A 12,572-nucleotide genomic window follows, 5' to 3' on the forward strand; every position below is an offset into this window, starting at 1 on the left:
ATGGGGCGAGGGCCTGAACCTCTCGGATAATGGATTGGACGGGGTCAGCCGGCCGCGGCCAGCCTTTCCGCGCGCTCACGCTCCCTTTCGGCCCGGCTGGTATAGATGGCGGCGGCCACCACGCCGAGGGCGACCACGGCCAGCATCAGCGTGCAGGCGGCGTTGATTTCCGGCGTCACGCCGAGGCGGACGGAGGAATAGATGCGCATCGGCAGCGTGTTCCAGCCCGGACCCGAGGTGAAGCTGGCGAGCACGAGATCGTCCAGCGATAGGGTGAAGGCCAGCATCCAGCCCGAGATCACCGCCGGCGCAATGATCGGCAGTGTAATCAGGAAGAAGGCCTTGAAGGGATGGCAGCCCAGATCCAGGGCCGCCTCCTCGATGGAACGGTCGAAGCTGAGCAGGCGCGATTGCACCACCACGGTGACGAAGCACATGGTGAGCGTGACATGGGCGAGGGTGATGGTCCAGAAGCCGCGATCGACGCCCATCGAGATGAAGAACAAGAGGAGCGACAGGCCGATGATGATCTCGGGCATCACCAGCGGCGCATAGACCATGGCCGAGAAGGTCATGCGGCCACGGAAGCGCCCCATGCGCACCAGGACTACGGCGGCGAGCGTGCCGAGTATGGTGGCGATGGTGGCCGAGACCGCGGCCACGATCAGGGTGATTTTGGCGGCGTTCATGAAGGCTTCGTCGTGGAAAAGTTCGACATACCAGCGTGTCGACCAGCCGCCCCAGACCGTCACCAGCTTGGAGTCGTTGAAGGAGTAGATCACCAGGATCACGATCGGCAGATAGAGGAAGGCGAGGCCGAGGGCGACCGAGGTCATGTTGAACCAGGAAGAGCCTTGTTTCATCGGTCGGTCTCCAGCGCCTTGGCCTGGCTGTGCTGATAATAGGTGATCGGCACGACCAGGATGATCAGAAGGATCACGGCAACGGCAGAGGCCGCCGGCCAGTCGCGGTTCGAGAAGAACAGGTCCCACATCTGCTTGCCGATCATCAGCGTGGATGAGCCGCCGAGCAGGTCCGGGATGACGAACTCGCCCACGGCCGGGATGAAGCAGAGCATACAGCCGGCGATCACGCCGGGCAGGGAGAGCGGGAAGGTCACCAGCCAGAAGGCCTTGATCGGCTTGCAGCCGAGATCGGCAGCCGCTTCCAGCAGGGTGTGATCCATCTTCTCCAGGGTCGAATAGAGCGGCAGGATCATGAAGGGCAGATAGGAATAGACGATGCCGATGAAGATCGCCCAATTGGTGTTGAGGATCTGCAGGGGCTCGGAGATGATGCCGAGCTTGATCAGCACCAGGTTGAGCAGTCCTTCCGGCTTGAGAATGCCGATCCAAGCATAGACGCGGATCAGGAACGAGGTCCAGAACGGCAGGATCACCAGCATCAGCAGGGTCGGGCGGATGCTCTTGGGGGCGCGCGCCATGCCATAGGCGATGGGATAGCCGATGATCAGCAGAAGGATCGTCGAGACGAAGGCGATCGCCACGCTGGACAGGTAAGCCTTCAGATAGAGCGTATCGCCATCCTCGCCCCAGATGTTGAACATCGTCCAGTAATTGTCGAGGTTCAGCTCGGAAACGAAGCTGGCAATGCTCTGCCAGGTCCAATCGAAATCGAAGGTCGGCGTATAGGGCGGCTGTCCCAGCGCAGTCTGGCTGAGCGAGATTTTCAGCACCATCAGGAAGGGCAGGGCGAAGAAGATCGTCAGCCATAGATAGGGGATGGCGATCACTCCGGTGCGCCCGGAGAAGAAGCCCTTGCGGGTCTTGTCAGCCATGTCGCCCTCCTATTTGGTCAGGACGACGCCGGCATCCGGCGCAAAGCTGACATGGACCTTGTCTTCCCAGGTGATCGGGCGCTCGACGAAGCGGCTCATATTGGCCTGCGACACCCGGATGCGCTGGCCGGTGCCGGCAATGTCGACGAGGTAGTTGGTCCAGTCGCCGAGATAGCCGATGTCGAAGACCTCGCCTGCCAGCGAATTGCCGGGCGTCGCGGGCGGATCGAGCGAGATCCGCATCTTTTCGGGACGAATGGCGAGGAAGACGTTCTGGCCCACCGAGCAGGCCTCCGCACTGTCCACGCTGAAGCTCTGGCTGGCGTGGGAGGTTATGGTGAGGGAACTGCCGTTCTGCGAGGAAACCTTGCCCTCGAGGATGTTGATATTGCCGATGAAGTCGGCGACATAGCGGGAATTGGGCTGCTCGTAGATCTCACCGGGCGGAGCCACCTGTACCAGCTTGCCATGGTCCATCACGGCGATGCGGTCGGACATCGTCATCGCCTCTTCCTGGTCGTGCGTGACGATGACGAAGGTGATGCCGAGCTCGACCTGGATGTCCATCAACTCGAACTGGGTTTCCTCGCGCAGTTTCTTGTCGAGGGCGCCGAGCGGCTCGTCGAGCAGCAGCACTTTGGGCTGCTTGGCGACGGCACGGGCGAGGGCGACACGCTGCCGCTGGCCGCCCGAGAGCTGGTGCGGCTTGCGGGTGGCGAATTTCTCCAGCTTGACCAGTTTCAGCATCTGCCCGACGCGGGTCTCGATCTCGGCCTTGGGCATCTTGTCCATCTTCAGGCCGAAGGCGATGTTGTCAGCCACGCTCATATGCGGGAACAGGGCATAGGACTGGAACATCATGTTCACGGGCCGCTCATAGGGCGGCACGCCGGCGAGATCCTTTCCCGCCAGCGTGATGCGCCCGCTCGTCGGCTGCTCGAAGCCGGCCAGCATGCGCATCAAGGTGGTCTTGCCGCAGCCCGATGGACCGAGCAGGGAGAAGAATTCGCGGGGGTGGATGTCGAGCGAAACCTCGTTCACTGCCACGAAATCGCCGAAGCGTTTGGTGACGTTCTCGAAGCGGATGAGGGGGACTTCCTTTGGATCGGCCCAGGGCTGGAATTTGCGGCGAACGCCCCCGATCGCCTTCTGCGACTTCACGGGCGCCGTGGCGCCGCCCCCGCCTGTATCAGACATGGTATCCCATCTGTTTGTGGTGATTGATTGCAGCCTAAACCGGGAAGTCGGCGGCGGTCTACAGGGGAAATGCGATTCCGAGCAAAAATGTGATCACATTTTTTGTGATCACATTTTTTGGCCGTTCCGATTGACTTTTACATGCCGCTAAAGGCAGTGTGGCGCCAGCGTCGGTCCACCGATGCCTCTTTTGCGCGTCTTCCCCGATGCGCGGCGCGTGCGCCTCCGCCCTCCTAAACCAAGGGCCCGAACCGGAGGTTAGTCGCGTGATGGCTTCCTAGGCAGAGTTTCCCGGTAAGGCCCTCGGATGGGCCTTGCCGGGAAACTCTGCAAATATTTGATATCTTGCAGATTTCTCTCGATCGGGCCGCTGGCTCGATCAAGAGAAATCTGCCTGGTGGGCCGTCAAACAGGTCGCCGGCGCGTGTTTCGGGTCGCCGCTCCGCACTTCCTGCGGGGTGGAAGCCGCATGTGTGCGACGATGAGCAAAAAGAAGAAGTCAGACAAGCCCGAGCATTCTGGCGTGCCGGATATCGAATCCGCGCGTGGCATCTCCGGTGTGGAGAGCGCGAAGGATTGGTTCCGCGCCCGGGACATCGAGGAGATCGAATGCCTGGTTCCCGACCAGGGCGGGGTGGCCCGCGGCAAGATCATGCCGGTGTCGAAATTCCTGACCTCGCCGGTGATGAACCTGCCGCTTTCGATCTTCTATCAGTGCATCACCGGCGAATATCCGGCCTATGACGGGCTGGTCGATGCCGTGGAAGCCGATACCGACATGTTCATGCAGCCGGATTGGTCGACCCTGACCGCCGTGCCCTGGGCGATGGATCCGACCGCCCAGGTCATCCACGACGCGATGACGCGTGACGGCCGTCCCGTCGAGCAGGCGCCGCGCCAGGTGCTGCGCCGTGTCCGCGAGCTCTATCGCAAGAAGGGCTGGCAGCCGGTGGTGGCGCCCGAGATCGAGTTCTATCTGGTCGAGCCCAACACCGATCCCGATTATCCGCTCAAACCGCCGATCGGCCGTTCGGGCCGCCCGGAACTCGGCCGGCAGGGCTATTCGATTTCGGCCGTCAACGAATTCGACGCCCTGTTCGAGGACATCTACAAATATTCCGAACATCAGGGCCTGGAGATCGACACGCTGATCCACGAGGACGGCGTGGCCCAGATGGAGATCAATCTGCGCCATGGCGACCCGCTGGAACTGGCCGACCAGGTCTTCCTGTTCAAGCGCACCATCCGCGAGGCCTCGCTCCAGCACAAGATCTACGCCACCTTCATGGCCAAGCCCATGTCGGGCGAGCCGGGCTCGGCGCTGCATATCCACCAGTCGATCGTCGATGCCGAGAGCGGCCAGAACATCTTCTCCGATCCGGAGACCGGCGGCCCGACCCCGCTGTTCTTCTCCTTCCTGGCCGGCCAGCAGAAATATCTGCCGGCGATCATGTGCATGCTGGCACCCTATGTGAACTCCTATCGCCGGCTGACGCGCGATTCCATGGCGCCGATCAACGTGCAGTGGGGCTACGACAACCGCACGGCGGGCCTGCGCGTGCCGCCCTCGGGCCCCGACGCACGGCGCGTCGAGAACCGGGTGCCTTCCTCGGATGCCAATCCCTATCTCGCCATCGCCGCGAGCCTGGCCGCCGGCTATCTCGGCATGACCGAGGAACTGGAGGCGACGTCACCGATCGAATCGGATGCCAAGAACCGCGATTTCGAACTGCCGCAAAGCCTGCTCGAGGCGGTCGCGGAGATGGATGAGAGCGAGGAGATCCGGCAGGTGATGGGCTCGTCCTTCGTCACCGCCTATGCCGCGATCAAGCGCCAGGAATACGAGACCTTCATGAAGGTGATCAGCCCCTGGGAACGCGAGCATCTGCTCCTGAACGTCTAGCATGGCGGCGGGTCTTCGGACCCGCCTCTTCGCCGGAAATCGCCAAAGGCTGCTGGAAAGGCGGGTCTGAAGACCCCGCCCCTGAGAGATCATGACCGACAACACCGGCCATCCGGCCAATTCCTATTACACCGCCACCGCCAACCGCCTGCCGGTCCAGCCTCGGCTTCTGGGCGAGGAACGCGCCGATGTCTGCATCGTCGGTGCCGGCTATACCGGGCTCGGTGCTGCGCTCGCCTTCGCCGAAAAAGGGCTGTCGGTCATCGTGCTCGAGGCGGCCGAGATCGGCTCGGGGGCCTCGGGGCGCAATGGCGGCCAGGTTCATTCGGGCCAGCGCCGTGACCAGGACTATCTGGAGAAACTGGTCGGCCTGGACGGCGCCAAGGCGTTATGGCGCATGGCCGAGGACGCCAAGGCCCATCTCAAGGGCCTGATCTCCAGGCACCGGATCGCCTGCGACTACAAGCAGGGCATCCTGATCGCCGACCACAAACCAAACTATGTGGCGATGTCGCATGCCTATGCGGAGAAGCTGAGGACCGTCTATGGCTATGACAAGGTCGAGGCGATCGGCAAGGCCGAACTGGATGCCGTCCTCGGCGCCAGCGGCTATTATGGCGGCTTCGTCGATCATGATGGCGGCCACCTGCACCCCCTGAACCTGGCATTGGGGCTGGGGGCGGCGGCCCTTGATGCCGGGGTACGGATTTTCGAGCGCTCGCGAGCCGTCAGCTATCGGGCGGAGGGCAGCAAGGCGGTGATCCGCACGGCGCAAGGCAGCGTTTCCGCCGACTGGCTGATCCTCGCCGGCGATGGCTATCTCTCGGGGCTGGACGCCCATACCGAGGCGCGGGTGATGCCGATCAACAATTTCATCCTGGCGACCGAGCCTTTCTCGGACAATGAAGCCAGGGCCTTGATCGCCAACGACTATGCCGTCGCCGACAGCCGCTTCGTGGTGAACTACTATCGCCTGTCGGCGGACCGGCGCCTGCTCTTCGGCGGCGGCGAGAACTATCGCTCGGGCTTTCCGTCGGACATGAAGGCCTTCGTGCGCAAGCGCATGCTCAAGGTCTTCCCGCAGCTCGAAAACAAGCGCATCGACTATGCCTGGGGTGGCACGCTCGGCATCACCACCACGCGCCTGCCCTTCGTGCGGCGGCTGGCGCCCAACGTACTGACGGCCTCGGGCTATTCCGGGCAGGGCGTGATGCTCGCGCCCTATTTCGGCAAGATCCTGGCGGATGTCACCGCCGCGACCCTGGGCGAATTCGATCGCCTCGCCGCCCTGCCGACGCCGCCTTTCCCAGGCGGGCGCCTGCTGCGCTGGCCGACCCTGGTCGCCGGCATGAGCTATTATGCGCTGAGAGACCGGCTCTAAACCCTTGCAAAGCGTGTTCAGGCGGGGGCGCGTATTTGCCTGGTTCCCGTTCCGACGCGGTTTTGCCGTTACCGTCGAGCCAATTCTCAAAGACGCTTTTGGCGATCGGGCGATCATGAGCATGCCGCTCGGTATCCGGCTTGCAAGATCCAGGAAAAAATCACAGTCTCCCGGTGCTTCGGAAGTCTTCCGCGCTGCGATGTCGGATGCTTCTTCTCTATACGCAATCAAGACAACGTCACTTTACAATATTGTCAAAGCGGGATGGAAAGCGCCATGGTTTCCTATTTGGATTATTATGAGACTCGATCGAGTATGCATCGGATTTTGCCTGCGCGATTGATCGGATGGGCAGTCAGGACTTCATTTGTCGCGGGGGCGCTGACCTTGGCTGCGGTCCCGGCCCATGCGCAAGGCTCCGAGCCCTGGATCACCACCTGGGCAGCCACGCCCGCCCCGCGCTGGGCGGAGGAATTGCCGGCGCCCTTCGACGTGCCCGAAGTCCTGGGCGATCAGACCGTGCGCCAGATCGCCCGCATCAGCGTCGGCGGCGAGCAGGTGCGTGTGGTCATCTCCAACGAGTTCGGCACGCGCCCGGTGACGATCGGTTCGGCCAGCGTGGCCCTGTCCAAGGGAGGCAGCGCCATCGACGAAGGCTCGGTGAAGCCCTTGACCTTCGGTGGCAAGCCCTCGGCCGTGATCCCGCCCGGTGCACCGCTGGTCAGCGACCCCGTGGACCTGTCGGTCAAGGCCCTGTCGAATCTCGCGGTCAGCTTCTATTTGCCCAAGCGTGCCGGCATCACCTCGGTCCATTGGGACGGCGTGCAGACCGGCTACGTCTCTGGACCGGGCGACAAGACCAAGGATGCCGATTTCACCGCCGCCAGCACCAACAAATCGCGCCTGCTGCTCAGCCGCATCCTGACCACGGCCAAGCCGGAGTCGAAGGCGATCGTGTTCTTCGGCGATTCCATCACCGACGGGGCCTGCTCCACGCCGGACAAGAACAATCGCTGGCCCGATCATATCGCCGAGCGCCTGCAGGCCGAGGGTCATGCCGATGTGGCCGTGGTCAACGAGGCCTATTCCGGCAATCGCGTGCTGTCCAACGGCATGGGCACCAATGCGCTCAGCCGCTTCGACATGTCGGTGCTCAGCCATCCCCGGGTTTCGACCGTGGTGATGATGATGGGGATCAACGATATCGGCTGGCCGGGCAAGGACGCCATCACCCCGGCCGATCCCGAGCCGACGGCCGAGGATGTGATCGCCGGCTACAAGCAGATCATCGACCGGGCTCACGCCCATGGCATCCGTTTCGTCGGTGTGACCCTCACGCCCTTCGTCGACACCTTCAAGGGGCTGCCGACCTCCGGCTACTACACGCCCGAGAAGGAGAAGATCCGCCAGGAGGTCAATGCCTGGATCCGGACCAACAAGATGGCGGATGGGCTGATCGATTTCGACAAGGTGCTCGAAGATCCGAGCAAACCCAACAATATCAATCCCGCCTATGATTGCGGCGACCATCTGCATCCCAACGATGCCGGCTATCAGGCCATGGCCAAGGCGGTCGATCTTGGCGTACTGGTGCCCAGACCATAGCAGGACGGCGCGAAACCCCCGGCAAATCTTGCCGGGTTCCGCGGCCAGGGGGCTGGTCTTCAGGCGCACCCCTTTCAAGGTGTTTGACACAGTCGAGTCAGGTCTGATCGTCGAGGTCGCGCTGCCCCTCACCTTACCTCTCCCCGTAAGAACGGGGCGAGGGGACTTAGATGTCCAGTCATGTTCGGTGAATCTTTGGTCTCGCACGATGATTGGGCGAGACGAATGCGACGAGAACGAGTCGCAACGCTTGCGCCTCCTCGCCCCGTTCTTACGGGGAGAGGTAAGGTGAGGGGCGGCATTATCCTGCGTATACAAACCTTTCCGGGTTTGTTCGAAACACCCTGAAAGGGTGGTCTTCAGGCCAGTCGTCGGTCGAGCTCGAGAAGGGTTCGCAGCAGTACCTCGGCGCCATCGGCGCATTGCCGGGGCGAGGAATATTCCCGTTCATTGTGGGAGAGCCCGTCGCGGGACGGGATGAAGATCATCGCCGTCGGGGCGAGGGCCGCCAGATGGGCGGCGTCATGACCGGCGCCGGACGCGATGTCGCGGCAGGACAACCCGCAGTCCACGGCTGCCTGGCGAACAGCCTCGATGCAGGCGGGATCGAAGGCCACAGGCTGCTTGGCCCAGATCCGCTCGATGCGGCTGTCGGCCTGGCCGGCGACGGCCTGCCGCAGCGCCGTTTCCATGGCGTCCAGCCCGGTTTGGCTGGGATGGCGCATGTCGATCTGCAGGTTGACCCGGCCCGGAACGACATTGCGGGAATTCGGGGAGATGCCGGCATGGCCGACCGTCAGCACGCCGGGGGCATGGGCACGGCCGATCGCCTCGACAGCAAGGATGAGCCGGGCGGCGGCGGTCAACGCGTCGCGTCGGTTCGCCATCGGCGTCGAACCGGCATGGGATTCGGTGCCTTCGATCACCACGTCGAACCAGCGCAGGCCCTGTACGCCGGTGACGGCCCCGATCGCGGTGCCCTCCGCTTCCAGTACGGGTCCCTGTTCGATGTGGAGCTCGACATAGGCAGCCGGCGTTTGCCTGTAGGCCTGGCTGCCGCGATAGCCGATGGCGTCGAGAGCCTCGCCGACGCTGATCCCGGCACGGTCGCGCACCGCGAGCGCCTCGTCGAGCTCGATGGCGCCAGCATGCACGCCCGAGCCGAACATGGCCGGGGAAAAGCGCGAGCCTTCCTCATTGGTCCAGTTCACCACGGTCAGCGGGTGTTCGGTGACGATGCCCGAACTCTTCAGGGCGCGAAGGGCGGCGAGGCCGGCCAGCACGCCGAGGACGCCGTCATAGCGCCCGCCGCCCGGCTGGGTGTCGAGGTGGCTGCCGGTCATGATGACGGGCAGGGCGGCATTGCGCCCTGGATAGGACGCGAACAGGTTGCCGATCGGATCGACGTCCACGCGGCAGCCGAGCTCGATGCAGCGGGCAACAAACCAGTCCCGGACGGCCTTGTCTTCCGGCGTGAGAGTGAGGCGGGAGACGCCGCCATTGCCGGTGCCGCCGAAGCGGGCGGTGGCCTCGATATCGGCATTGAGCTGCACCGCATCGATGCGGGGCGTCGGGGCCGTCCGGCTGGCGAGAGGCTGGTCCATCATTCCGCCTTGGCGGTTTCTTGCAGCTTGTAGCGGAAATTGCAGTGGCTGGAGCCGTCCATGATCGTCTGCGTGCGCTCGAGCGTGATACGCGGATCATAGCCGGTGCAGAACACCCCGTCGCGGTTGCAGGACAGCAGGTGCCCGATCTTGCCGAGCCCCATTTCCTTGTAGGTCTCGGCGTAGCGGCAGCGATGGACATTGTAGTCGAACTCGGTGTCGGTGGCCTTGACCACTTCGATCACCAGCGCGTCGTCCTGGGTCCACAGCGCTTGCAGGTCCTGGAAACTGCGCAAATCGGTGCCACCCGGCGTCTTGGCGGCAAAGCTGCGTCCTGCCTCGATGGCGGCCTTGCGGATGGCGGAATCGAGGATCGACTGCGCCAGCTCCTCGCCGAGGCGCTCACGCATTTCCTCATAGATCGGCGCGATGATGCCGGCCTCGATCCGCCGGCGCGCGAGAATGCCGATCTCGCCCTCCATCACCGCCTTCGCGCTCTCCTCCCGGCCGGGATCTGCCGCCTGACTCATGACCTGTCTCCTGCTCGTTGATCGATCATGCTGCCAGTTGGGCAGCGTCCGGCCCGGAGGCAAGCGAAAAATCGACGGCGGCGGCCGCATGGATCGTGGTGGAGTCGAAGCCGGGCAGGCTGAGGCTGCCGGGGGAGAGGATCAGGCAGATCTCGGTGCAGCCGAGGATGACGCTGTCGGCACCTTCGGCCTTGGCCCGCTCGATCAACGCCTCGAGCTTTTGGCGCGAGCTGTCCTTCACCAGCCCGGCGCAGAGTTCGGAGAAGATGACGTCATGCACGACGGCCCGGCCTTCGGCATCGGGCACCATCACCTCGATGCCATGCCCGCGCATGCGCTCGGCGTAGAAGCCCTGTTCCATGGTGTAGCGGGTGGCGAGCAGGAGCGGGCGGCTGCGGCCGGCTGCAGCCAGGGCCTTGGCGGTTTCGTCGATGATGTCGATCAGCGGACAGGCGATCGCCGTCTGCACCGGCTGGGCGACCAGATGCATGGTGTTGGTGCAGATCAGCACGCAGCCGGCTCCGGCGGCTTCGAGGTCACGGGCCACGCCGGCCAGCCTTTCGGCCGCCGCATCCCAACGGCCAGCCTTCTGCATGTCGACGATATCCTGGAAGTTCACCGAATGCAGCATGACCTCGGCCGAATGAAGATCGCCGCGCCGGGCGCGCACCGCTTCGTTGATCAGCTTGTAATAGATCGCCGAGCTCTCGAAGCTCATGCCGCCGATCAGGCCGATTTTCCGCATGTCCGTCTCCCATCTAGGGTTTGATTATCATGACGGGATGATGCCTTGAAATCCGCGAAAATGGGTTGCATTCTTTAGGCGGCTTTAGTTGTTTTTGAACAAATAGATTGCGAGTATTGACTACATGCGCAAAAATTTTGCGTATATGAATTTGGATGCACAAGCTGAATGCGCGAGGAGATATGAAGCTGGATCAGCGCGACAAGCAGATCCTGGCACTGCTGCAACTGCAGGCGGATCATCCGCTCGCCGATCTCGCCGAGAAGATCCATCTGTCGCCCTCGGCCTGCTGGCGGCGCATCAAGCGCCTGGAGGAGGAGGGCTATATCGCCAGGCGCGCCGCACTCCTCGACCGCAAGAAGGTGGGCCTGCCCACCACGGTCTATGTCATGGTCCGTACGGCCAACCACTCGCTGGAGTGGCTGGAGCGCTTCCGCGCGTTGGTCGCCGACACGCCCGAGATCGTCGAGATGCATCGGCTCACCGGCGATATCGACTATCTGCTCAAGATCGTGCTGCCGGATGTCGAAAGCCTGGACTTGGTCTACAAGAAGCTGGTGGCCAAGCTGCAGTTCAACGACATCTCCTCCTACATCTCGATGGAGATGTTCAAGGACACCACGGTACTGCCGCTGTCCAACGCCTGATGAACTCAGTCCAGCGGGATGAGGGTTTTCAGCCGCGCCAGCCGGCGGCCGAACAGGGCGGGATCGCCGAGGGCGCGCGCGGTGACCAGCGCTCCCTGGATGCCGGCGACGATGTCTTCGGCAAGTGCGTCCGCGAGATCAGGCTCCTTGCCGAGGCGCCGGAGTGCCTCCGCCAGGGCGTCGCGCCATTCGGCGAAATAGGCGTTGATGGCGTCGGCAAAACGGTCGCGCACATCCGACAGGGCGAATATGCCGACGATGCAGACCCGTCCTCCCGAGTGGAAATAGCGATCCGTCGCCTCGAACATCGCTGAGATCGCGGCAGCCGGGTCCGTCGTCGCGCGTAGCGATTCGAAGACATGGCTGCGGAACCAGCCGTCGATATGCTCGAGCACGGCAGCCGCCATCTCCTCCTTCCCGCCCGGGAAGAAGTTGTAGAGGCTGCCCTTGCCCAGGCCTGTCTGCTGGCCGATGAGGGCAAGGCTGGCGCCCTCATAGCCATGGCTGCGGAAGACCTCGGTGAGGGCCGGTATGATATCGGCGCGCTCGCGGACCGTTTTCATCAGGGCGCCTCACTTTCAGGCTGAATTGCCAGAAATGGCAAAATGCCCGCTCTTCAGTAAGTTCAATCGAAGAATTGGTCCAACCGGACGCATTTTGTGTCAGAGGCCGAGATCGCTAAGGCCCGGATGGTCGGCGGGACGGGGAGCGGAGCGGTCCCAGTGGAACTTGCGCTCACTCTCGGTGATCGGCACGTCGTTGATGGAGGCATGGCGCACTGCCATCAGGCCGTTCTCGTCGAATTCCCAATTCTCGTTGCCGTAGGAGCGGAACCAGTTGCCGTCGGCATCGTGCCACTCATAGGCGAAGCGCACGCCGATGCGGTTGTCGCCATAGGCCCACAATTCCTTGATCAGACGGTAATCCTGCTCGCGCTGCCATTTGCGCGTGAGGAAGGCGATGATCTCGGGGCGTCCCTTGAGGAACTCGGAGCGGTTGCGCCAGCGGCTGTCCGGTGTATAGGCGAGCGAGACGCGCTCGGGATTGCAGCTGTTCCAGCCATCCTCGGCGGCGCGGATCTTCTGGATCGCGGCCTCGCGGGTGAAGGGAGGCAGCGGTGGGCGTTGTTCGGGCATGGCGACATCCTCTTTGTACCGATCGC

General features: G+C 63.3%; 12 protein-coding genes. 4 read left to right on the forward strand and 8 right to left on the reverse strand.

All coding sequences use genetic code 11. The annotated features are described in order from the left end of the window. Positions 1–44: 44 nt before the first annotated feature. The 3 genes from QM672_RS01510 to QM672_RS01520 are packed head-to-tail and all read right to left on the reverse strand — an operon-like array spanning position 45 to position 2,995. Positions 45–863 (reverse strand): ABC transporter permease subunit, encoded by an 819-nt coding sequence (locus tag QM672_RS01510; RefSeq protein WP_311942460.1) that lies wholly within the window; start codon positions 861–863, stop codon positions 45–47. Continuing rightward, a complete protein-coding gene (locus tag QM672_RS01515) occupies positions 860–1,798 on the reverse strand; it encodes an ABC transporter permease subunit (protein WP_311942457.1) in 939 nt (312 codons plus the stop codon). The genes QM672_RS01510 and QM672_RS01515 overlap by 4 nt, the downstream gene beginning before the upstream one ends. Before the next feature lie 9 nt (positions 1,799–1,807). Further along, positions 1,808–2,995, reverse strand: coding sequence for an ABC transporter ATP-binding protein (locus QM672_RS01520; protein WP_367624277.1), 1,188 nt, complete (start codon positions 2,993–2,995; stop codon positions 1,808–1,810). 469 nt (positions 2,996–3,464) lie between these two features. Between QM672_RS01520 and QM672_RS01525 the strand changes: the two genes are divergently transcribed. The 3 genes from QM672_RS01525 (at position 3,465) to QM672_RS01535 (ending at position 7,884) form a co-directional block, all read left to right on the forward strand. Beyond that, positions 3,465–4,898, forward strand: a complete 1,434-nt coding sequence (locus tag QM672_RS01525) for a glutamine synthetase family protein (RefSeq protein ID WP_415080424.1) — start codon at positions 3,465–3,467, stop codon at positions 4,896–4,898. A 91-nt stretch (positions 4,899–4,989) separates the two neighbouring features. Beyond that, positions 4,990–6,279: an NAD(P)/FAD-dependent oxidoreductase gene (locus QM672_RS01530; protein WP_415080425.1), complete on the forward strand. Its 1,290-nt coding sequence runs from the start codon at positions 4,990–4,992 to the stop codon at positions 6,277–6,279. 387 nt (positions 6,280–6,666) lie between these two features. Then, complete coding sequence (locus tag QM672_RS01535; RefSeq protein WP_311944752.1) at positions 6,667–7,884, forward strand: SGNH/GDSL hydrolase family protein; 1,218 nt, start codon at positions 6,667–6,669, stop codon at positions 7,882–7,884. Between the two features lie 359 nt (positions 7,885–8,243). Here the strand turns inward: QM672_RS01535 and QM672_RS01540 are convergent, their stop codons facing one another. From QM672_RS01540 to QM672_RS01550, 3 genes are read right to left on the reverse strand one after another with little or no spacing between them, the layout of a single operon-like run. Further along, entirely contained in the window at positions 8,244–9,491 is a 1,248-nt protein-coding gene (locus QM672_RS01540; protein WP_415080426.1) for a Zn-dependent hydrolase, read from the reverse strand. Continuing rightward, complete coding sequence (locus tag QM672_RS01545; RefSeq protein ID WP_311944749.1) at positions 9,488–10,018, reverse strand: L-2-amino-thiazoline-4-carboxylic acid hydrolase; 531 nt, start codon at positions 10,016–10,018, stop codon at positions 9,488–9,490. The genes QM672_RS01540 and QM672_RS01545 overlap by 4 nt, the downstream gene beginning before the upstream one ends. Before the next feature lie 25 nt (positions 10,019–10,043). Then, positions 10,044–10,763 carry an aspartate/glutamate racemase family protein gene (locus QM672_RS01550; protein WP_311944748.1) on the reverse strand — a complete coding sequence of 240 codons (720 nt, stop codon included), beginning with the start codon at positions 10,761–10,763 and terminating at the stop codon, positions 10,044–10,046. Between the two features lie 182 nt (positions 10,764–10,945). Here QM672_RS01550 and QM672_RS01555 point away from each other — a divergent pair, with 182 nt between their 5' ends. Beyond that, complete coding sequence (locus QM672_RS01555) at positions 10,946–11,410, forward strand: Lrp/AsnC family transcriptional regulator (protein WP_415080427.1); 465 nt, start codon at positions 10,946–10,948, stop codon at positions 11,408–11,410. Positions 11,411–11,415: 5 nt separating this feature from the next. On the opposite strand, the gene QM672_RS01560 is transcribed toward QM672_RS01555, so the two are convergent. Together QM672_RS01560 and QM672_RS01565 are read right to left on the reverse strand one after the other, a co-directional pair. Further along, a complete protein-coding gene (locus QM672_RS01560; protein WP_367624321.1) occupies positions 11,416–11,976 on the reverse strand; it encodes a TetR/AcrR family transcriptional regulator in 561 nt (186 codons plus the stop codon). Positions 11,977–12,072: 96 nt separating this feature from the next. Continuing rightward, on the reverse strand, positions 12,073–12,546 hold the full coding sequence (locus QM672_RS01565; RefSeq protein WP_415080428.1) for a DUF1348 family protein: 474 nt from the start codon (positions 12,544–12,546) through the stop codon (positions 12,073–12,075). Positions 12,547–12,572 lie beyond the last annotated feature (26 nt).

Source organism: Labrys sp. (in: a-proteobacteria) (genome assembly GCF_047605565.1).
GTDB lineage: Bacteria > Pseudomonadota > Alphaproteobacteria > Rhizobiales > Labraceae > Labrys > Labrys neptuniae.

Bases quoted from the DNA above. Each gene is read 5' to 3' on its own strand.
- QM672_RS01510 (WP_311942460.1), bottom strand. From the start codon at position 863: ATGAAACAAGGCTCTTCCTGGTTCAACATGACCTCGGTCGCCCTCGGC.
- QM672_RS01540 (WP_415080426.1), bottom strand. From the start codon at position 9,491: ATGATGGACCAGCCTCTCGCCAGCCGGACGGCCCCGACGCCCCGCATC.
- QM672_RS01555 (WP_415080427.1), top strand. From the start codon at position 10,946: ATGAAGCTGGATCAGCGCGACAAGCAGATCCTGGCACTGCTGCAACTG.
- QM672_RS01515 (WP_311942457.1), bottom strand. From the start codon at position 1,798: ATGGCTGACAAGACCCGCAAGGGCTTCTTCTCCGGGCGCACCGGAGTG.
- QM672_RS01530 (WP_415080425.1), top strand. From the start codon at position 4,990: ATGACCGACAACACCGGCCATCCGGCCAATTCCTATTACACCGCCACC.
- QM672_RS01565 (WP_415080428.1), bottom strand. From the start codon at position 12,546: ATGCCCGAACAACGCCCACCGCTGCCTCCCTTCACCCGCGAGGCCGCG.
- QM672_RS01525 (WP_415080424.1), top strand. From the start codon at position 3,465: ATGTGTGCGACGATGAGCAAAAAGAAGAAGTCAGACAAGCCCGAGCAT.
- QM672_RS01550 (WP_311944748.1), bottom strand. From the start codon at position 10,763: ATGCGGAAAATCGGCCTGATCGGCGGCATGAGCTTCGAGAGCTCGGCG.
- QM672_RS01520 (WP_367624277.1), bottom strand. From the start codon at position 2,995: ATGTCTGATACAGGCGGGGGCGGCGCCACGGCGCCCGTGAAGTCGCAG.
- QM672_RS01545 (WP_311944749.1), bottom strand. From the start codon at position 10,018: ATGAGTCAGGCGGCAGATCCCGGCCGGGAGGAGAGCGCGAAGGCGGTG.